We start from the raw sequence: 18,658 nt of genomic DNA, 5'->3' as shown, positions 1-18,658 counted from the left end.
ACCACGCGGCCTGGATTTCACCGCCACACCAACACCTTCGCCGCGCGGGGTCGACGACTTCGACTCTCGGCCCCGCGCCTGGCACCGATTCATCCCTGGGGGACCAGCCATGCAACCCAAGACCTTCAGCACCTGCGCCGACTGCGGCGAGATCATGCAGATCTACCAGATCAACCAGGCCGTTCACCCCTGCTGCACCGAACCTCGCGACTACATCAGCGAAGCGATCCGCCTGATGCAGGAGGCGGCCTGGAGCGGCGACACCGCCGCCGTCGACCGCCACGCCGCGTTCATCGAGGAGATCGACGCCCAGCCGCCCCGGCTGCTGGAAGCCGCGCTGAAGTACGCCACCGACTACGGCTGGCCCGTGTTCCCGATCGCCCCGGGCAGCAAGGTGCCCGGCATCTCGAAGCGCGCAGGCGGCAACGGGTTCGAGGACGCCACCACCGACCCGGCCACCATCCGCGCCTGGTGGGGACGCAACTCCAACTTCAACATCGGTATCCCCACCGGCATCGCCTTCGACGTCATCGACGTCGACTGCGCCGCCAAGGGTGCGGGCATCTGGGCGTGGTCAGAGTTCCGCGAATCCGGCTACCACCCCGACATCCACGGCGAGACCACCACCCCGTCGGGCGGGTTCCACGTATTCGTCGAACCCACCGGGGACGGCAACCTCGGCAAGTTCCTGCCCGGCGTCGACTTCCGGGGCCGCGGCGGCTACATCGTCGCCCCGCCGTCGGTGCGCTACGACTGCGACGGGCTCCGCTACCGGTGGGCCATCAAGCCCTCGCCCGTGCTTCTTTCCCAGACACAGCAACGCAAGGCGGCAGCATGAGCCTCACCCCGGACACGACCCCGGTCTACCTCGTCCAGCACGCCGTGCAGGCGCTCCGCTCGCCCTACAGCGACGAGCATCGCGCGCTCGTCAACGGACGCCTCGTCGGTGACATCGGTGACCTGCGGCTCGCTCTCGCCGAGCTGCTGCTGGGGGTCTACGAGGACTGGGTGACCGCGCACCAGCTGCGCCGCGCGTTCGCGGGGTACGAGGAACCGCACGGCAGGGCCGAGAAGGCCGCCTACCGGCTGGCGCTGCTCGCGCTCGGGCTGGAAGCGCCGCCGAAGAAAGACGTCCCGCCGCTGGAAGACGAGGCCGCCTGACCGATGAGCGCGCTGATCATCGTGGGCGTTCTTGCCGTCGTCTACGCCGTGTCCTGGATCTTCGCGCAGCTGCGCCAGGTCGACCACATCACCCTCGAAGACCTTCACTGCCCCGACGACGCGGGGGAGGAGGACCAGCCATGAGCATCTGCATCCGACCGAACTGCGCTGACCCCGTGCTCTACACCGGGTTGTGCAGCTTCCACTACACCAAGCTGCACATCGCGGGCGGCACCCGCATGGTGCCCGCCGCCAACACCCGCCGACGCATCCAGGAACTGCACGACGCCGGGCTGACCTACCAGCGGATCTCCCAGCTGTCCGGCGTGACCGTCGAATGCCTGCGTCGCATCCGCCAAGGCCAGTACGCCCGCATCCGCCGCCGCACCGCGCACGCGATCGCCTCCGTGCCGTTTACACCCACCCCCGCCCGGTCGGTGCCCAGCATCGGACTACGCCGCCGCGCTCGCGCCCTCGCCCGGCTCGGCTGGCCCTTCAAGACGCTCGACGCCGAGGCCGGCTGGTATCCGGGCCGACTGTCGCAGCTGATGTACGAGGACACCACGGCGGTCGCCGACCACGAGGCCGTGTGCTCCCTCTACGACCGGCTGTACCTCACACCCGGCCCGAGCACGCGCGCCCGCAAGTGGGCCGAGGCCCGCGGCTGGCCCGCCCCGTTCGACTGGGACGACAACGCCCTGGACGACCCTGACGCCCAGCCCTACAACGCCACCCGCGACCACCTCACCGCCGCGCAGCGCCGGGCTCGCAAGGCCGCCAACGACAAGGCCCGCAAGCGCGGCATCTACCGGCGCGTGCCTGTGGGGCCCGCCCGTGAGCACGCCCACCAGTTGCAGGCGATGGGCTGGCTGCTCCGCGACATCGCCGCCGCCAGCGGGGTGCCCGTCGACACCGTCCGCAACGTCACCGCCCGCTCCCGCAACGGCGTCATCCGCGAAGTCGCGGACGCCATCCTCGCGTTGCCGCTGGCACCGAAGACCGCACGGGAAGGAACAGCGGCGTGAACGCACCAACGAAGCGCCCACGCGCGCACGGGTACGCGAAGTACAAGCTCGACGGCTGCCGCTGCGACGTCTGCCGGAAGGCATGCAGCGACTACACCCGGTACCGCACCCGCCAGAACGCCTACGGCCGTCCCGCGTTCGTCGACGCCGAGCCCGTGCGCACCCACGTACGTGCCCTGCAGGCCGTCGGCATGGGCTGGCGGCGCATCGCCGACGAGGCCGGTGTGGGCCGCTCGGTGATGAAGAAGCTGCTGTTCGGTTGCCCGTCGCGTGGCATGGGGCCCTCGAAGCGGATCCGCCCGGACACCGCGGAGAAGCTGCTGGCCGTCCGCGTGACCCTCGCCGACCACGCTGTCATCGACGGCACCGGCACCCGGCGGCGACTCCAGGGCCTGGTGGCCATCGGCTGGTCGCAGGCCAAGCTCGCGGCCGAACTGGGCATGAGCCCGTCGAACCTCGGCCGGGTCATCGCCGCTGAGCACGTCCTCGTCAGCACGGCCCGCGCCATGCAACGCCTCTACGACCGGTTGTGGAGCACCGCGCCGCCAGAGGAAACCCACCGCGACCAGATCACCGCCAGCCGAGCCCGCCGGCACGCGCTGCGACACCGGTGGCCGGTGCCGATGGCGTGGGACGATGACACCATCGACGACCCTGCGGCGAGGCCGAGCGGCGCATTCAGGGGCGCGGCGTGAGCGAGCAGCACGAGATGGTGCGCCGCGCCATCGCCGCCGGACTCCGGCAAGCCACCCCGCCGCCCAACGCGCGCACCTTCAACGTGCCCGCGGTGCGGCCCGGCGACCCGCAAGGGCTGCGCTACGCCCGCGCCGCGCTGCGCTCAGAGTGCGACGAGCTGGCCGCCACCGGGCAGGGTGGGCGCAACGAGAAGCTGAACACCGCCGCGTGGAAGATGGGCCGCTACGTCGGCGCGGGCCTCATCGACGAGCCCGAAGTCATCGACGCCCTGTGGAGCGCCGCGCGAACGGCCGGGCTCGGCGACACCGAGATCGCCCGCACCGTCACCCGCGCCGCCCACGACGGCACCACCACGCCCAAGGAGGTCCACCTCGAACCCGTCGACGACATCGCGCCCGCCTACGTGCTCGAACCCAGCACGGACGTGGCCGCAGGCCCCGACGACGCCGAACAGCCCGAACGCCGGACGTGGGCGCCAATCGATCTTGGCCCGGTGCTCGACGGCACCTACCAGCCACCCGAAGCGGGGCTGCTGGTGCGCGACGACTCGCACGGGCTGCTCTACCCCGCGCACATCCACTGGTTCCACGGCGAATCCGAGTCGGGGAAGTCGTGGGTCGCGCAGATCACCGCCGCCCGCACCCTCGTCGACGGCGGCCGGGTGCTCTACATCGACCACGAGTCCAGCGCGTCCGAAGTCGTCGGCAGGCTGCTGTCGCTCGGAGTGCCCGCCACCGCCATCCGGGACCGCTTCGACTACGTCCAGCCCGAAGTCGCCGCGCTGCGGGAAGCAGAGACCTACGCGGAGCTGCTGAGCCGCAGCTACGAGTTCGCGGTGGTCGACGGCGTCACCGAGGCCCTGGTGCTCAACATGGCCAAGTCCGTCGACAACGACGAGATCGCCGCGTGGATGCGGGTGGTGCCGCGCGCCATCGCCCGCTACACCGGCGCGGCCGTGGTGTGCATCGACCACGTCGCCAAAGGCGAAGAGTCCCGCGGCCGATTCGCCATCGGCGGCCAACACAAGATGGCCGGCGTCGACGGCGCGGCCTACGTCGTCGAACCCGCCGAACCCCTCGGCAAAGGCATGCGCGGCGTGCTCGTGCTGCGCATCGCCAAGGACCGGCCCGGAGCCATCCGCCCGCACTGCGGGAAGTGGCGCAAGTCCGACCGCACCCAGGAAGCCGCCCGCGTCATCGTCGACTCCACCCGGGCCGGGCAGACCCTCGTCACCATCGAGCCACCCGAGCAGGACAACGGCGGCGGTTTCAAGCCCACCGCGCTGATGGAGCGCGTCTCCCGGTTCATCGAAGACCACCCGATGGCCAGCCAACGCATGATCCTGACCGCGGTCACCGGCAAGGACGAGTACGTGAAAGCGGCCATCGAGCACCTCATCTACGACGGCTACGTGACCCGCTCCACCGTCGGATCCGCGACCGTGCACCAGTCCGTCAAGCCGTACCGCGAACGCGGCGACACCGACTTCGACGGCGACTCCGACGACGACCACGAAAAGGCGGGCTGAACCGCGTCCCTGCGGCCCACCTATAGAGGTGGGCCGCACGGCCGCACATGCGGCCCGCGTCCCGAGTGCGGCCCGGCCGCACGGCCGCACAACTAAGGGCCACCTAACAAATGAGGACATCATGGGCGAACAACTCACCTGCCACCAATGCCCCAACACCTGGACCGGCACCAGTCGCTGCCACTGCAGCAGCTGCCACCACACCTTCAGCGGGCTGGCCCTCTTCGACCGACACCGCCGCAACGGACGCTGCCACCACCCCGAAACCCTGCGAGGGCAAGCCGGAGAACGCCTCGCCCACCTCCGCGGCGGCCTCTGGGCAGGCCCCGAAATGACCAACGAACAGAAGGCCGAGGCATGGGGATGAACGCACACACCACCCGCGTGGTCGGACTCGACGTCAGCCTCACCAACACCGGCGTCGCCACCCTCGCGTGCACCCCACGCGACGAATGGACCCAGCACGTTTACACCGTCCCCACCACCTCGACCGGCACCGAACCCGCGGCGCTGCTGGACCGCATGAACCGCATCGCCGCCACCGTCGCCGAAACCTGCGGGCAGGCCCACCTCGTCGTCATCGAGGGCGGGGCCTACTCCTCCAAGACCGCGCACCAACACACCCTCGCCGGCTGCTGGTGGCTGGTGTTCCGACGCATCACCCGCTTCGACATGCCCGTGATCGTGGTGCCGCCCACGACGCTGAAGAAGTACGTCACCGGAAAGGGCAACGCGGGCAAGCTCGACGTCGCGCTCGGGGTGGCCCGCATGTGGCCGGACGTTCAGCTGCGCAGCTCGGACGTGTGCGATGCGCTCGGGCTCGCCTCGATGGGTGCGCACCTAGCCGGCTTGCCCGTGCCGTACAAAGTCACGAAGGATCACGCCAATGCATTGGCGGGGTTGACATTGCGTAAGTGAGAGAATGCGCGTTAATAGCAAACCCAAAGGTCGCGTGCCCGACGTACGGCGTCCGGATTGCCCCGGTGCGCTTCTGTGCAGCTTACCCATTCTCCGTTCGCGGGGCTGATTTCGTACTCGTCGTCATATCGACCTTCGCCGAATCTCCAGTTTACGGTTTGAAAGGGCGGACCATTGGCGGTTCCATCGCTTCGGATAGTAACCGTTTCTTCTTTGTTTTCGTAGGCGACATCGACAACGAGCTCCCAGAGGCACCAGCACTGATCCGTCGAGCCAACTATTTCGAAGGGGATTGGCTCTCCTTCTTCTGCGTATCTCGACTTACCATCGAAAAACGCCTGCCTGGTTCCGTCGCTGCCTTTCTCCGAGTATGCGCGCTGGTCGGGGCCGTCGAGATTGATGGTTACCTTATCTGCATCGGCTCCCCCTTGGGGGCGGCCGTAAAGTAGCGCACCGCCGCTTGGGGCAGGTTTGCGTTCTAAGATGTGTGCGCGCATATCCAGTATGCGAACTTTCTCGCGACGGTGCCCGACCAGGTTGACGCGATAGCGACTAGCGTTTCCTCGCAGCATTTCAGTCTCGCCCACTCGAATGGCGCCAGCATTTTGCAAGGTCTCAACTGGATCTTCGGTCATATACTGCGCATAAAGCGGTCTCATTTGCTGTGGCGTCAGCCCGCGAGGAAAATACCAGCCGAAAGACCCGTTTTCCGGACCGGGAATCGCTTGAACATCGGCCGTCAGAGCTGGTTCGCGGCCTAATTTAAAATCTTTCCACATATCGTATGCTGGGCTGGTGAAAAATGCAGTTACGATGGCGATAAGTGGTAAAATTAAGCTCGTCGTGTAACTGAATTTTTTGCCTGATTTCTTGCCTGATTTCTTGCCGGAAGTGGGCTCCTCTGGTGCTTGTGAGGATCCAGGGCGTCGTGCTCCGGTGCGGCCGGTCGGTCTATTTTTGTGTCCCGCTGCTGTCGGACGTTTTCTCATTGTCGCGCCTCGGAGCCAGTGTTCAGGTGCAAGCCTTCGCGCCAACGTATTCGCAAGTTGTGGCTTTGGGGGCACGTTTCGCTTCAATGTGGTGTGCATCACATATGTCTTGGATGATTGATCTGGGCGAACTTTGGCAAGGCTGTCTCGGACGTCTCCGCATGAAGCGTCAGCGGCCCTCGGCATGCTGTAGTGGCCGCCGTTGAGCTGGGCGGTGTGTCGTTTTCATCGATGCGGGAAGTACGTGTGCCGTCGGCAGCTACATCACCACGGGCATTTGGGACTAGACGAACAAGAGGAGCGGGCTGTGGGGGAGCGAAGCGTAGGCGAGATCGTCGACCAGCTGGGCGTGAAGACCCGGTTGACCAAGCAGGACCACGTGACCGACGTCCTGGTGGTGCTGCGTATCCAGAACGCCGAGGACGGCATGACTCGGGTTGGGGTGTCGTACTCGCCCGGCACGGATTCGGTGGTGCGCCGAGGGTTGGTGGAGCTGGCGAAGGACTTCGAGGAAGTCACCGCCATGCACATGATTGACCTCGAGGACGAGGAGGACGGGGCATGAGGCGCGACACCGTCCGCCAGTCGGTGCTCGCCGAAGCCAGCGACCTCATCCACAGCGATCGCAATGCCGCGTACGGGCCGCCCATGGTGAATTTCCAGCGCATCGCCGACATCTGGAACGTCTTGTTGGGCGAGCAGCTGACCGAGCCGATCACCACCCGGCAGGTGGCGGATCTGATGATCGCGACCAAGCTGGCGCGTGGTGTCGAGCAGCCTCGGCGGGACAACTACGTCGATATGGCGGGCTACGCCGCGTGCGCTCAGGAATGCGTCGAGGAGGACACCGACAGGGGCCTGGAGAGGCAGTACGCCGAGGCCATGGCCACCGGTGGGCAGATCGTGCTCAATGAGCCGTACTACGAGGACGACGAGTCATGAGTACCTGCGGTTACTGCGGCGAAGAGGTCCCGAAGGACTCGCCGTGCGAGTGGTTCTGCCGCGAACAGTGCCAAACCGCGTGGAACCATGAGCGGATTGGCCAGGAGTACCGGGTGCCCCAGTCCTGGGGCGAGGCGTTCGGGGTGAGGTGGGCGTCGTGATCGACGTGTCGAACAAGTCGCATGTGGAAAGCATGTACAAGGCGAAGGCCAGCGAGGCCCGGTTCTGGAAGCGGGTGGCGGCCCTGGGCGTCTCGGAAGATCGAGCGTGGGCGGCGGTGCGTGCGATGCTCGCCGAAATCCAGGACGGCGTCGAGCACTCCGACCCGTGGACCGCCGCTGCAGATCGGCTCGAGGCTGACCCGACGTGGAGCCCGACAACGTGACCGATTGCCAGGCATCACGTTGTGGCCGGCCATCGTCCAACGGCGCGGCACTGTGCGAGTCCTGCACCATGCAGCTCGAGGCGGACCTGCGGATGGCGCACTCCTTGGCTGGTGATCTGAACGTCGCACTGACCCGGCAGCACAGGTTCGGTAGCTCCATCGGTGTGGTGGTGCGCGGTGGTGAGCGTCCGTTGCCGGTGAACCTGCGTGCTTCGGATGCGGCTGCCGAGCTGCAGCGGGAGCTGTCGACATGGTGCCACGACCTTGCTGGGCTGCGGGCGCTGCGGGTGGACGCGCCGGAGACGGTGTCGGGGCTGGCGAGTTGGCTGCTGCGGCACCTCAGTGAGGTTCAGGCGCACCCTGCGGCTGGTCTCGTGGCGGATGGCATCGGGAGGGTGGTGGCGGCCGCGGTGCGGGTCGTCGATCGTCCTGTGGATCGGTGGTACGCAGGCCGGTGTGGTTGCGGTGAGGACCTGTACGCACGGGCGCGCACAGGACAGGTCCAGTGCAGCGCGTGCCGAGCGGTCTACGACATCGGGACTCGGCGCGAGCAGCTGCTGGCCGCGATCGAGGACCAGCTGGCCACGACCACCGAGCTGTGCCGGGCCTTGACGTTGCTGGGGCGGCCGTTGAAGGCCGAGCAGGTGCGGAAGTGGGCCGAGCGCGGCAAGTTGGTGCAGAAGGCACCGCATCCGGCAGACCCGAAACACCTTCCACGCTACAGAGTTGGTGACGTGGTCCAACTTCTTCAAATGCGGGACGCCGCCTGAGTTGCTTTGAAAACCCCGTCACACCAACACTATTTACAGTGGGCGTGTCTTCTTGGACGCGTCGCTACCTTGGGATGAAACCAGCCCCGCAGCTGATCGAATCAACTAGACCCCCGTGCTCGTGTGTGGTCTCTCAGCTGCGGGGCCTCCTACTTCAGCCACTCGAAAACGAAATTCCCGATCACGCCGATTGGCACAGCGACAAGCACGGAGCCAAGAAACAGGAAACTCCACTGCTGGCGACGTGAGCCGCGTTCCAACCGATCCACGCTCTCTTGCATGCGCCGACTGACCAGTGCATCTACAGCTGCGGCTTCGTCGGCGTGCAGAGCCGCCAGGTTTCGTTTCTCTTCGGCCTCGGCGGTCAGGCGTTCAAGCGCCTCGCTCCGCAGCTGTACCTCAGTGGCGAGCTCGTCGATCAGGCGTTGGGACTCGGCCAGATTCCCGGTCAGCGCCGAGATTCGATCTGAGACCGATTCGTTCTGTAGCTTCTCGGATTCTTTTGATCGAAGTCGCCGTATGGCGAGAGTGAGATTCAACTCGATCAAGTTGGCTCGAACAGCGAATATCGCAGTGAACAGGACGGAACATACGAGTGCGCCTAGCAGGCCAGCGTAATCAATGGGCGAAAGTGTCGTGCCGTTCTGTGGCTGTCGAAGTGCTGCGTCGGCTAGAAAAACGAGGACGCAGGAAACGGCAGCCGAGAGCGTCCACGCCGTGGAAATCCTCGACCTTTTCCGACGATTCCGAATCAGTTCCTCAAGGCTCACAGAAGCACCGTACCGCACCCTAGGCAGGTGTTTCGTTGGATTCGCGTACGGCCCGAAAGACCTTGGAACGCCTGCCCGACGTGCCGCTGGCGCAGATCGACGACGTGCTGGCGTGGCTTGTAGAACAGCAGCACAAGCAGTTCGCCGACCTCGCGAAGTTCGACGACGAGGCGTACCGGGAAACATGCTCTGCGATCGATGACCTGTTGGATGCGCGCCTGGAGCACATGCCGGGAAGCGCCCGGTCGTGAAGCGGTGCCGGGATTGCGGTGCGGACAAGCCGACGAGCGAGTTCTACGTCAGCCGCAAGACCGATACCGGTCAAGAGTGGTTGGCCTCGTACTGCAAGCCCTGCCATGGGGCACGAAACGTGCGGAAGGCACGGGCGCGCAGGTACGGGTTGACGGTCGCGGAAATGGACCAGCTGCTGACGTCGCAAAGCAGCTGTGGAATCTGCCCATACGTGTTCAGCGACGACGATTCCCGGTTCCTGCACATCGACCATGACCACGTCACGGGCAAGGTCCGCGGCGTGCTGTGCCAGTGGTGCAACTTGCTGCTCGGGCATGCGCGGGAAGACCCGGTGATTCTTCGAGCCGCTGCGAGCTACCTGGAGCGGCACACCGGCGTAGTTGGGGGCGCGGCATGAGTAAGCAGGCCGATCGTGTCTGGGCGGCGTGGTTGGCCGCTGTGGGTGTGTCGTTTGGCGTGCTGGAGTGGCGCGCGTACCGACGCCCCGACTACGGACACACCCTGACCGCGACGTCGAAGCGGTGGCTGGGGATTCGACCGCGCAGGCCGTGGCGCTCGGCGGGCATCGCTGGTCTGGTGGGGGCGCTGGCGTGGCTGGCGGTGCACATCGTGGTCGACGGTGGCCAACAACAAGGGGCGTAGCGGCCGGCCGTATCGGCGGCTGCGGGCGGAGCTGAAGGCGCAGGGCCTGCCGTGCTGGCTGTGCGGGCAGCTCATTGACTACGACCTGCCGTATCCCGACCCCTGGTCCTTCAGCGTGGACCACGTGCGGCCCGTGTCGAAGGGCGGTGCGTCGGTGGACCCCGACAACTGTCGACCTGCACACCTGCAGTGCAACCAACGCAAGGGTGATAGATCACGACCAGTAGTGAAAGCGGTTGTGTTCAGCACATCTGAAGCTTGGTAGTACTGAAGTAGTGATGCATATACTAACCGAATGACTAACGACTGAACGTCTATTCGACTCGATCCCCTCCTAGTGTATTCGTAAGCGTATATGTGCATTAGTTAGTAGTATGCATAGTGTTAGTATGTATGTATCTATTAGTTAGTATGTACTACTAGTTGATAGGTATATGTGTGCAATTGATATGTAGGTTAGTGTTGATATGCATGTGGACATCAGGGTTGATATGCCGTGGTGTCCGGTGATGCTGCAGGTTGACCTGCTTGGTGCATGCGTGCGTGGACCTGCCAATGCGCTTGCTCTATGCCCACTGTCGTGAGTAGTGCGTGTGATCCTTGTGTGTTGCGTGCATGCGACACCAGCGAGAGCGTGTCGAGTCAGCGTGCGCCCCGTGTTCCAGCCTGCGTGTCCGGTGCTGTGCAGCCAGTCGGGGTGACCGGCATATCAAACACCGTTCTGCCGGGTGTGGCCGTGCGCGCATGACTGGTGCGCCGTAAGGGGTCCCCTTCTGGGGTGTGTCCTTTCGCGGTCCTGGGGCCTGGTGGGCGTCACTGGAGCGGGGTGGCTGAGAGCAGGGTGGGGTGCGGGGACCCGGGGGGTACCCCTTGATCGAAGGATCAAGGGGGCGGCTGAGAGGCCGGGACTCGACCTTTTCTCTCCCCACTTGTTTTCCCGTGTTCAGGGGTGCAAAAAATGCTCCTTACGGAATTTCGCTTCGTCGAGTCGGGGCGGCTGATGGAATGTGACGTCAATAAAGCTTACTGGTCCCATAAATTTGGTTCCCCTGAATGTGACGCTGGGAAATTTTGAACCATCGAACAGGACTTGAAGGTGGTTTCCTCCGCGCCAGGCGAAGATTGCATTGGCGAAAGATGTATGGTCGAAGTTTACTGCTTTGAATTGAGCCGTGTGCTCAAAGTGAGCATAGTCGAAAAATGACGATAATGTGTGAAAGTCGGCGGCGTCGAACAATGTGGAAGACCTAAATCGGGACCACTTGAAATTCGCCGAGTTTCCAGTGAATCGAGCTTTCTGAAAACTCGCTATTCCGACCTCGCAAAATTGAAATTCGAAGTCATGGAGAGTGGCCCCGGTAAGATCGAGATTCATTCCTTCCCAGAAGTTTACATGCGTTGGCTTGTCTATCTTCTTTGTGTGGAACATGCCCCGCGTTCTTGCGCGGAAGGGGCGTAAGTGATCTGTTAGAATACGCTGTGCTGTGAGGCGGACTTGCATTTCCTGGTGGCGAGAGTCAGTCTGATTTGGAAATGCATTAGGCCAGTTTCGCTTCCATGCGGGATCGCGTCGATGCAATAGTGAACCGGAAATTTTAGACCGGCTTCTTTCGCTGCTTGGTGGCGTGAATGGCATCCTCAAGTAGGCGCAGATGATATCGACAATTGTCTGCCGATGGCTCGGGTGGTCTTGCGCAAGCCGTTCGAGGCTATGGAGTCCGGCAAGGCGGACTGCGGCTTTCTCATGGCCTAGCTGGTCGGCGGCTTTGGTTTGAAGTTCGGTAATGCGGCGTTCGGTGCCGTCGAGTTCGGTGAAGCGCTGCCGACGGGCGGAAAGGAGAAGCGCGGCGGCTCCGCCCGTGCCAACTACAACTGTGCTGGCTATTCGGATTGCTTCGAGCCGAGTGCTGCCCGTTGGGTCGTTGCCGAAGAAGTAGAGCATTCCCCAGACCGAGCCGACCGCAACTAGGACCAGGACGATTCCCCAGATCCAGATGGTTACCTCGGAAAGAACGTGCGGGTTCGTCCTACCCCTTGGCCCCCTTCGTCGTGTGATCGGGACTATCTTGCCGTTTGCCATCGTCCGCCACGCCCCATTTGCCATGAGCAGGATTCTGCCAGTTGCAGCACCCAAAACCGTCGAGAACCGGCCGGAACGGTCGAAAACCGCCGAGAACCAGGCAAAACGGAGGCCAAGGTATGCGGGGAGAGGCTTTGCAGTGGCGCGTGCAGTGGTGCGTAGCGAAGTACGCCAGCGATGCGGACTACTCCGCAGAACGCGCGTTTGAGGTCATCGAGCGCGAGGGCAATCTGCTGGTGATCGGCGGGGCGTCGGCGCTGTGGGAGCGTCTGATCGGGACTGCGGTCACCGCGTTCGACAATACCAACGCCTACCTCGGGGTGGGCGACTCGACGACGGCCGCGGCGGACACGCAGACGGACCTGCAGGCCGCGTCGAACAAGCTGCGCAAGGCGATGGACGCCACCTACCCGCAGCACACCGACTCGACCAGCTCGGCCGGGGCGAAGAGCATCACGTACCGGTCCACGTTCGGATCGTCGGATGCGAACTTCGCCTGGAACGAGTGGGCGATCTTCAATGCCTCGGCGGCTGGCCGGATGCTCAACCGCAAGGTCGAATCGCTGGGCACGAAGGCGTCGGGTTCGACCTGGACGCTGACCGTCACTCTGTCGTTGGCGTAGGTGTAAACGGTGGCGGCACCGACCGTCGCGGCACGGTCGACCGGTCGTACGACCACGACCAACACGACCAGCCACGCGATCACGATGCCGAGCGGGATCGTGGTCGGAAACCTGCTGCTCGTCGTGTTCTCCAGCGATGGCAGTCCGACCTGCACGGCTTCGGCGGGCTGGACCAAGCTGGGGCAGGCCAGCAACGGGACCGCGGTCACGGGCGCGGTGTTCTGGAAGTACGCCGTTGGCGGCGACACCTGCACGGTGACGACCTCGGCGTCGGAGCAGTCGTCGCACGTGGTTCTGCGGATCACCGGGACGACCGGCACGCCGACGGGTACTGCGGCGAATGCCTCGGGCACGAACTCGAACCCGCCGAGCCACAGCGCGCTGGTGTTGGCGGATCACCTGTGGGTGGCCACCAGGTCCGGGGACTCGACGACGGTGGCGACGGCGGCCCCGGCGAGCTATGCGACGCTGCAGAGCATCGCGGCGGCGGGCACGGGTGGGGCGTCGACGAACACCGCCGAGCGGACGGTGACCGCGAGCCTGACCGAGGACCCGGGCACTTTCACGTCGGCGACGGCCCCGTGGGTGTCGTGGACGTTGGCGGTGCCGCCGGCGGACCCGGCGATCACCTACGTCGGTAAGGGCACCGAGTCGTTGGTGGCCAGCAACACCGCGAACACCCCGGGCCTGCCTGCGGGACTGCAGGACGGCGATCTGATGGTGCTGCTGTACGGCATGACGTCGTGGGCGGGCACCGCGAACGAGCCGGCCACGCCGTCGGGCTGGACGAAGAAGGCCAGCACCCTGTCGGCGACGACCGGTGGGCGGCTGTCCTGGTACTACCGCCGATATCAGTCGGGCGATGCCGCTCCGACGCTGGCGTACTCGGGCACGACGAGCGATATCCGCTTCACCCAGATCTTCGCGTTCCGGGGAGTGGTCGCGTCGGGTGACCCAGCCGACGTGCTGGGCACCGCGTCGAACAACGGCGTGCAGAAGGACATGGGCCCGATCTCCGGGGTCACCACGACCGCCGCGGGAATCGTTCTGGTGGCTGGTGTGCGGGAGAGCGACTGGCAGCCCGGTGGTGGGCTGACGGTGCTGTCCGGTGACGGGCTGGCGTGGAACGAGATCTGCGACCGCGAGGACTTCGCGACTGAGCCCGGCGACAACATCGGTCTGGGTTTGGACTACGCGCTCATGCCGGGCGCGATGACGGTCACGGACAAGACATTCACGATCGACACCGGCAACACCGCGCCGGCGATCGGCCAGATGTGGGCGCTGCTGCCTGTCGGTCCGGGCGGCGGCTCCACTCCCGTCAGCGGCTCGGATTCGGCGAGCGCGACGGACTCGGGTTTCCTGTCTGCCGCGACCGCCCCGGCAGATTCCGTTGGCGTCGCGGATTCGGCGTCGGTGTCGGCGACATCGGCTGCTTCGGATCAGGCGGCGGTCTCGGATTCGGCGGGCGTCGCGGCGACCGGAACGACCACGGACACCGCCAGCGTGATCGAGCTGGTCCAGCTGGCGGTCGTGACGGCCGGATCGGACGCTGCGGCCATCACGGACGCGGCGAGCGTCGCGGCGGAGTTCACGACCTCCGATCCGGCGACAACCACCGACTCCGCGGCGCTGACGGTGCAGATACTCGCCACCGACGGCGGGTTGCTCACCGAGTCGGCTTCCGTGGAAGCGGGAGCGGTGCCGATCACTGGCGCCGATGGTGGCGCGGTCGGCGAGTCGACGGTGCTGCAGGCTTCGGCCGGTGGCACCGACGGCGGCGGCGCGCTCGATGAATCCGCAGTGCTGCAGGTGTTGGCCGTCGGCACCGATGCGGCGACGGTCGGCGAAACCGCGCTGGTGTCGGTGCAGGTGGCGTCCAGCGACTCGGCGACGCTGGCCGGCGAGTCCGGGTCAGCGTTGTCGGCGGGAATGGTGCTGCAGCGCCTGACGGGTGCTGTGGCGGTCATCCAACGTCTGGGCGGAACCACGGGCATCTCGGATCGCCTGGCGGGGTCCACGAATCAGGTGGCGGGTTCGGTGGCCTTCGCGGACCGCGTGAACGGCGCGGCGTCTCCAGCTTCTCGGCTGGTGGGTTCGGCGTCGGTGCCCGGCCGGACGGCCGGGGCGTTGGAGACGAATCGTGTTGGCGGGACCGTTGATTACGCGTAGGGGGCTGTGGTGCCAGCGAGCACGGTTCTGAATCTCTTCGAGGGCAACACGGACACGATCACGCTGTCTTTCACTGTGCAGGCCACCGGGTCGGCGGAGGATCTGACCGGCAAGACCGTCGAGGTGCTGTTTAAACCCTCCGCGTCGACACCGGACGGCGATCCGTCGGTGACCAAGCTGGTCAGCCCGACGGACGTGACGATCACCAACGCGGCCGGCGGGCTGGCGCAGTTCACCGTGCCCGCCGCAGTGGTGTCCGCCCCGGGCTCGACGTTCTGGCGTTGCGACGTGGTGGCGGGCGCGAACCGGCGCACCGCGATGTACGGCGCTGTGGTCACGGAGAACCTGTGATGGACGGCGAGCAGCTGTACACGGTGGTGGCCCGCGGCGACCGCGTGAAGGCTCTGGAGGCGTACCGGGACGCGCTGGCCGCCGAGATGGTGCGGCTGCAGCACGCCCAGTCTGCGAACGAGGCCGCGGGCCGGGACTTCTCCATCATGGGCAAGGAGCTGCGCGCGGTCATGGCCGAGATCGCGGAGCTGACTGGGGTCAAGGAGTCCGACGAGTTCGACGAGTTGAAGGCTCGCCGCGATGCCCGGCGTTCGGGGTAGCCAGACCCCGCGAGTTCACAGCGTCCCCCGCTACGCCCACACCTCGGGCGACGAGGCGATCGAGCTGTGCGCGATGGCCGGGCTGCACCTGGACCCGTGGCAGCAGCTGGTGCTGCGCGACTCGCTCGGCGAGCGCGACGACGGCAGCTGGGCGGCGTTCGAGGTCGGTGTGATCGTGCCCCGCCAGAACGGCAAGGGCTCGATCCTGGAGGCCCGCGAGCTGACCGGGCTGTTCCTGCTCGACGAGGAACTGATCTTGCACTCGGCGCACGAGTTCAAGACTGCGCAGGAAGCGTTCCGCCGGATCAACCGGCTGATCGACGACACCCCGGCGTTGAAACGCCGCGTCGCGCGGGTGCGCACCTCGCACGGCGAGGAGGGCATCGAGCTGAAGGACGGCCGGCGGCTGCGGTTCGTGGCTCGCTCGACGGGTTCGGGCCGTGGGTTCACCGCGGACCTGGTGATCCTGGATGAGGCGTACAACCTGCCGAGCGAGGCGATGGCGGCGCTGCTGCCGACGCTGGCGGCCCGCCCGAACCCGCAGCTGTGGTACACGTCCAGCGCCGGGATGGAGGAGTCCACCCAGCTGCGTGAGATCCGCAAGCGTGGCCTCGAGGGTGACCTGCAGGGCCGGGCGAAGCGGCTGGCCTACTTCGAGTGGTCGGCGCAGACCGACGCGAAGAACTACGAGACCGCGCTGGCCGACCGCGACGAGTGGGCGCGGGCGAACCCGGCGTTGGGAATCCGGCTGACCGAGGACTTCATCGAGGCCGAGTCCGCGGCGATGGGCGGGCTGGAGTTCGCCCGGGAGCGCCTGGGGATTTGGTACGACGAGGAAGCCGACGTCGTGATCCGCGCCCGGGACTGGCAGGCCGTCGCCGACTCGGCGTCGCGCCGGTCGGGGCCGGTGGTGTTCGGGCTCGACGTCAGCCTGAACCGCACGCACGGTGCGATCTCGGTGTGCGGGCGGCGCGAGGACGGGCTGCTGCACTCCGAGCTGGTCGACTACCGCGAGGGCACCGCCTGGATGGTCGACCGGATCGGCGAGCTGATCGAGCGGCACGAGCCCGCGGCCGTGGTGATGGACCCCGGCGGCCCCGCCGGCGGGCTGCTGGCGGCGCTGCAGGACGAGGGCATCGAACCCGTCCTGCTGACCACCCGCGAGGCAGGGCAGGCATGTGGAGCGTTCTTTGACCTGGTGGTCAATGGCGAGTTGCGGCACTTCGACCAGCCGCCCGTGAACGCCGCCGTGGCGGGTGCGAAGAAGCGTCCGCTGGGTGATGCCTGGGTTTGGAACCGCAAGGAGTCCCGTAACGACGTGGCCCCGCTGGTGGCGGCGACGTTGGCGGTGCACGGGTTCGTTCTCTATGGCGTCCCGGACGAGCCGATGACCCCGATGATGGCGTGGATTTGAGGACACATGGGTGAAATCGCGCTCGCCGCGCTGTTGCTGCTGGCTGGGCTGCAAGTCGTTGTCGGTGTTGGGCTGCTGGCAGGTTTGGGGCCTGCGCTGGTGGTGTCGGGCGTGCTGACCGCGGTCTACGCCGTGCTTTTCTTGGCGGACTGGCCAGGAGGTGAGCAGGAGTGACCCTGTTCCGGCGTCTGACCGGCGCGCGGCGCAAGTCGTGGGCGCAGCCGGAGTTCTGGTCGCTCGATGACGACGTGACCCGCTGGCCGCTGATCTCGGCGTCGATGTCGGGCAGCCGCGAGGACATCGGCAACGACTTCGAGGGCTACGTCCAGGGCGCGTACAAGTCCAGCGGCGTGGTGTTCGCCTGCATCTTGGCCCGGCAGCTGGCGTTCAGCGAGGCCCGGTTCGCGGTGTGCCGCTACGGCCTGGACGGTCGCCCCGGCGACCTGAAGTACACCCCGGGCATCGAGCTGCTGAGCCGGCCGTGGTCGAACGGCACCATCGGTGAGCTGCTGTCGCGCATGGAACTTGATGTGAGCTTGGCTGGGAACTTCTACGCCACGACCGTCGACGACCTTGGCCGCATCGGCAGGGCTGCTCGTGGTGGGCCCGGCGAGCGGATCGTGCGACTGCGCCCGGACTGGGTCACGATCATCATCGGTTCCCGGAAGGATCCCGAGGACGCGCACCCGTACGACGTCACCGCCAAGGTGATCGCCTACGAGTACAACCCGCCCGCGGCTGGCACCCAGTGGGGTGTGATCTCTGACCAGCAGCAGTCGCTGCTGCTGTTGCCCGAGGACGTCTGCCACTACAGCCCGATCCCGGACCCGTCGATGCGCTACCGGGGCATGTCCTGGCTGACGCCGATCGTCAACGAGGTCAAGGCCGACAAGGCCGCCACCAAACACAAGCTGAAGTACTTCGAGCTGGGCGCATCACCGAAGATGGCCGTCGCGCTCGACAAGGAGATCACCGGGCCGCAGGCCCGCGAGTTCGCCGAGCTGTTCAAGGAACAGCACCAGGGCGTGGACAACGCCTACAAGACGCTGTTCCTGGCGGGCGGGGCGACGGTGACCACCGTCGGCTCGGACCTTTCGCAGCTGGATTTCAAGACCACCCAAGGCGCGGGGGAGACCCGCATCGCCGCCGCCTCGGGCGTTCCCCCGATCATCGTGGGTTTGTCCGAGGGGCTGGAGTCGGCGACCTACTCCAACTACGGGCAGGCCCGCCGTCGGTTCGCCGACAACACCATCCGCCCGCTGTGGCGCATGGCCGGGGTCGCCCTGGAATCGCTGGTGTCGCTGAAGAAGCCCGAGCACCTGCGGGTCGACGATCGCGACATCGCCTTCCTGCGCGAGGACCTGTCCGATCAGGCCGCGATCCTCGCCCAGCAGGCCGCCGTGATCCGCCAGCTCGTCGACGGCGGTTTCGACCCGGACGCGTCGGTGAAGGTCGCCAAGTCGATGAACGTCGACGAGCTGATCGGCAACCACTCCGGGCTGCTGAGTGTGCAGCTGCTGCCGCCGGGCATGGGGCAGTTCGACCCCGAGACCGGCGAGGTCCTGCCGGGCGATCCCGCGATGGGCGGGCAGCCAGCGGGCGGCGCGCCGTCGCCACAGCAGCAAGCGGTGTCGCAACCGAAACCGAGGCCGCAGCCGGGCGGCGCGAACCAGTGAGGAA

General features: G+C 66.1%; 26 protein-coding genes. 23 read left to right on the top strand and 3 right to left on the bottom strand.

The features are described 5' to 3' along the window. Positions 1-109 precede the first annotated feature (109 nt). The 8 genes from OU415_RS02485 to OU415_RS02455 all read left to right on the top strand — a co-directional run bounded on the left by OU415_RS02485 (position 110) and on the right by OU415_RS02455 (position 5,328). Positions 110-838 carry a bifunctional DNA primase/polymerase gene (locus OU415_RS02485; protein WP_270946847.1) on the top strand — a complete coding sequence of 243 codons (729 nt, stop codon included), beginning with the start codon at positions 110-112 and terminating at the stop codon, positions 836-838. Next, complete coding sequence (locus OU415_RS02480) at positions 835-1,161, top strand: hypothetical protein (protein WP_270946846.1); 327 nt, start codon at positions 835-837, stop codon at positions 1,159-1,161. Before OU415_RS02485 ends, OU415_RS02480 begins: the two co-directional genes overlap by 4 nt. A 3-nt stretch (positions 1,162-1,164) precedes the next feature. Further along, entirely contained in the window at positions 1,165-1,305 is a 141-nt protein-coding gene (locus OU415_RS02475; protein ID WP_270946845.1) for a hypothetical protein, read from the top strand. Further along, a complete protein-coding gene (locus tag OU415_RS02470; RefSeq protein WP_270946844.1) occupies positions 1,302-2,186 on the top strand; it encodes a hypothetical protein in 885 nt (294 codons plus the stop codon). Before OU415_RS02475 ends, OU415_RS02470 begins: the two co-directional genes overlap by 4 nt. Continuing rightward, positions 2,183-2,881, top strand: a complete 699-nt coding sequence (locus OU415_RS02465) for a helix-turn-helix domain-containing protein (RefSeq protein ID WP_270946843.1) — start codon at positions 2,183-2,185, stop codon at positions 2,879-2,881. Before OU415_RS02470 ends, OU415_RS02465 begins: the two co-directional genes overlap by 4 nt. Continuing rightward, the gene (locus OU415_RS02460; RefSeq protein WP_270946842.1) at positions 2,878-4,410 is read left to right on the top strand and encodes an AAA family ATPase; all 1,533 of its coding nucleotides are present in this window, start codon (positions 2,878-2,880) and stop codon (positions 4,408-4,410) included. The genes OU415_RS02465 and OU415_RS02460 overlap by 4 nt, the downstream gene beginning before the upstream one ends. Before the next feature lie 121 nt (positions 4,411-4,531). After that, positions 4,532-4,777, top strand: coding sequence for an FDXHR family putative zinc-binding protein (locus OU415_RS38430; protein WP_456300258.1), 246 nt, complete (start codon positions 4,532-4,534; stop codon positions 4,775-4,777). Continuing rightward, positions 4,768-5,328, top strand: coding sequence for a hypothetical protein (locus OU415_RS02455; RefSeq protein WP_270946841.1), 561 nt, complete (start codon positions 4,768-4,770; stop codon positions 5,326-5,328). Before OU415_RS38430 ends, OU415_RS02455 begins: the two co-directional genes overlap by 10 nt. An 11-nt stretch (positions 5,329-5,339) precedes the next feature. Here OU415_RS02455 and OU415_RS02450 read toward each other — a convergent pair whose 3' ends face one another. Continuing rightward, entirely contained in the window at positions 5,340-6,317 is a 978-nt protein-coding gene (locus OU415_RS02450; protein WP_270946840.1) for a hypothetical protein, read from the bottom strand. A gap of 307 nt (positions 6,318-6,624) precedes the next feature. Here OU415_RS02450 and OU415_RS02445 point away from each other — a divergent pair, with 307 nt between their 5' ends. The 4 genes from OU415_RS02445 (at position 6,625) to OU415_RS02430 (ending at position 8,414) form a co-directional block, all read left to right on the top strand. Beyond that, the gene (locus OU415_RS02445; RefSeq protein ID WP_270946839.1) at positions 6,625-6,882 is read left to right on the top strand and encodes a hypothetical protein; all 258 of its coding nucleotides are present in this window, start codon (positions 6,625-6,627) and stop codon (positions 6,880-6,882) included. Further along, a complete protein-coding gene (locus OU415_RS02440) occupies positions 6,879-7,259 on the top strand; it encodes a DUF6378 domain-containing protein (RefSeq protein ID WP_270946838.1) in 381 nt (126 codons plus the stop codon). The genes OU415_RS02445 and OU415_RS02440 overlap by 4 nt, the downstream gene beginning before the upstream one ends. Positions 7,260-7,416: 157 nt before the next feature. Continuing rightward, the gene (locus OU415_RS02435) at positions 7,417-7,644 is read left to right on the top strand and encodes a hypothetical protein (RefSeq protein ID WP_270946837.1); all 228 of its coding nucleotides are present in this window, start codon (positions 7,417-7,419) and stop codon (positions 7,642-7,644) included. Further along, the gene (locus OU415_RS02430; RefSeq protein WP_270946836.1) at positions 7,626-8,414 is read left to right on the top strand and encodes a hypothetical protein; all 789 of its coding nucleotides are present in this window, start codon (positions 7,626-7,628) and stop codon (positions 8,412-8,414) included. The genes OU415_RS02435 and OU415_RS02430 overlap by 19 nt, the downstream gene beginning before the upstream one ends. Positions 8,415-8,563: 149 nt before the next feature. Here the strand turns inward: OU415_RS02430 and OU415_RS02425 are convergent, their stop codons facing one another. Continuing rightward, positions 8,564-9,184, bottom strand: coding sequence for a hypothetical protein (locus OU415_RS02425; RefSeq protein ID WP_270946835.1), 621 nt, complete (start codon positions 9,182-9,184; stop codon positions 8,564-8,566). 35 nt (positions 9,185-9,219) lie between these two features. On the opposite strand from OU415_RS02425, the gene OU415_RS02420 reads away from it, so the two are divergent. From OU415_RS02420 to OU415_RS02405, 4 genes are read left to right on the top strand one after another with little or no spacing between them, the layout of a single operon-like run. After that, on the top strand, positions 9,220-9,435 hold the full coding sequence (locus tag OU415_RS02420; RefSeq protein ID WP_270946834.1) for a hypothetical protein: 216 nt from the start codon (positions 9,220-9,222) through the stop codon (positions 9,433-9,435). Further along, entirely contained in the window at positions 9,432-9,833 is a 402-nt protein-coding gene (locus tag OU415_RS02415) for an endonuclease VII domain-containing protein (RefSeq protein ID WP_333776891.1), read from the top strand. Before OU415_RS02420 ends, OU415_RS02415 begins: the two co-directional genes overlap by 4 nt. Continuing rightward, a complete protein-coding gene (locus OU415_RS02410) occupies positions 9,830-10,078 on the top strand; it encodes a hypothetical protein (protein ID WP_270946833.1) in 249 nt (82 codons plus the stop codon). The genes OU415_RS02415 and OU415_RS02410 overlap by 4 nt, the downstream gene beginning before the upstream one ends. Continuing rightward, positions 10,056-10,343, top strand: coding sequence for an HNH endonuclease (locus tag OU415_RS02405; protein WP_270946832.1), 288 nt, complete (start codon positions 10,056-10,058; stop codon positions 10,341-10,343). Before OU415_RS02410 ends, OU415_RS02405 begins: the two co-directional genes overlap by 23 nt. Positions 10,344-11,021: 678 nt before the next feature. Here the strand turns inward: OU415_RS02405 and OU415_RS02400 are convergent. Continuing rightward, positions 11,022-12,182: a pentapeptide repeat-containing protein gene (locus tag OU415_RS02400; RefSeq protein ID WP_270946831.1), complete on the bottom strand. Its 1,161-nt coding sequence runs from the start codon at positions 12,180-12,182 to the stop codon at positions 11,022-11,024. A gap of 95 nt (positions 12,183-12,277) precedes the next feature. Between OU415_RS02400 and OU415_RS02395 the strand changes: the two genes are divergently transcribed. From OU415_RS02395 to OU415_RS02365, 7 genes are all read left to right on the top strand, one after another. Continuing rightward, on the top strand, positions 12,278-12,781 hold the full coding sequence (locus tag OU415_RS02395; protein WP_270946830.1) for a hypothetical protein: 504 nt from the start codon (positions 12,278-12,280) through the stop codon (positions 12,779-12,781). 9 nt (positions 12,782-12,790) lie between these two features. Then, a complete protein-coding gene (locus OU415_RS02390) occupies positions 12,791-14,953 on the top strand; it encodes a hypothetical protein (protein WP_270946829.1) in 2,163 nt (720 codons plus the stop codon). Between the two features lie 75 nt (positions 14,954-15,028). Further along, a complete protein-coding gene (locus OU415_RS02385) occupies positions 15,029-15,304 on the top strand; it encodes a hypothetical protein (RefSeq protein ID WP_270946828.1) in 276 nt (91 codons plus the stop codon). Further along, the gene (locus OU415_RS02380; RefSeq protein WP_270946827.1) at positions 15,304-15,564 is read left to right on the top strand and encodes a hypothetical protein; all 261 of its coding nucleotides are present in this window, start codon (positions 15,304-15,306) and stop codon (positions 15,562-15,564) included. Before OU415_RS02385 ends, OU415_RS02380 begins: the two co-directional genes overlap by 1 nt. Beyond that, positions 15,545-16,978, top strand: a complete 1,434-nt coding sequence (locus OU415_RS02375; protein WP_270946826.1) for a terminase large subunit — start codon at positions 15,545-15,547, stop codon at positions 16,976-16,978. The genes OU415_RS02380 and OU415_RS02375 overlap by 20 nt, the downstream gene beginning before the upstream one ends. 6 nt (positions 16,979-16,984) lie before the next feature. Next, on the top strand, positions 16,985-17,152 hold the full coding sequence (locus tag OU415_RS02370; protein ID WP_270946825.1) for a hypothetical protein: 168 nt from the start codon (positions 16,985-16,987) through the stop codon (positions 17,150-17,152). Continuing rightward, the gene (locus OU415_RS02365; protein WP_270946824.1) at positions 17,149-18,654 is read left to right on the top strand and encodes a phage portal protein; all 1,506 of its coding nucleotides are present in this window, start codon (positions 17,149-17,151) and stop codon (positions 18,652-18,654) included. Before OU415_RS02370 ends, OU415_RS02365 begins: the two co-directional genes overlap by 4 nt. Positions 18,655-18,658: the final 4 nt, after the last annotated feature.

The sequence above is a fragment of the Saccharopolyspora oryzae genome, assembly GCF_027853915.1.
Classification (GTDB): Bacteria; Actinomycetota; Actinomycetes; order Mycobacteriales; family Pseudonocardiaceae; genus Saccharopolyspora; species Saccharopolyspora oryzae.
This window is presented reverse-complemented; position numbering and strand designations above follow the sequence as displayed.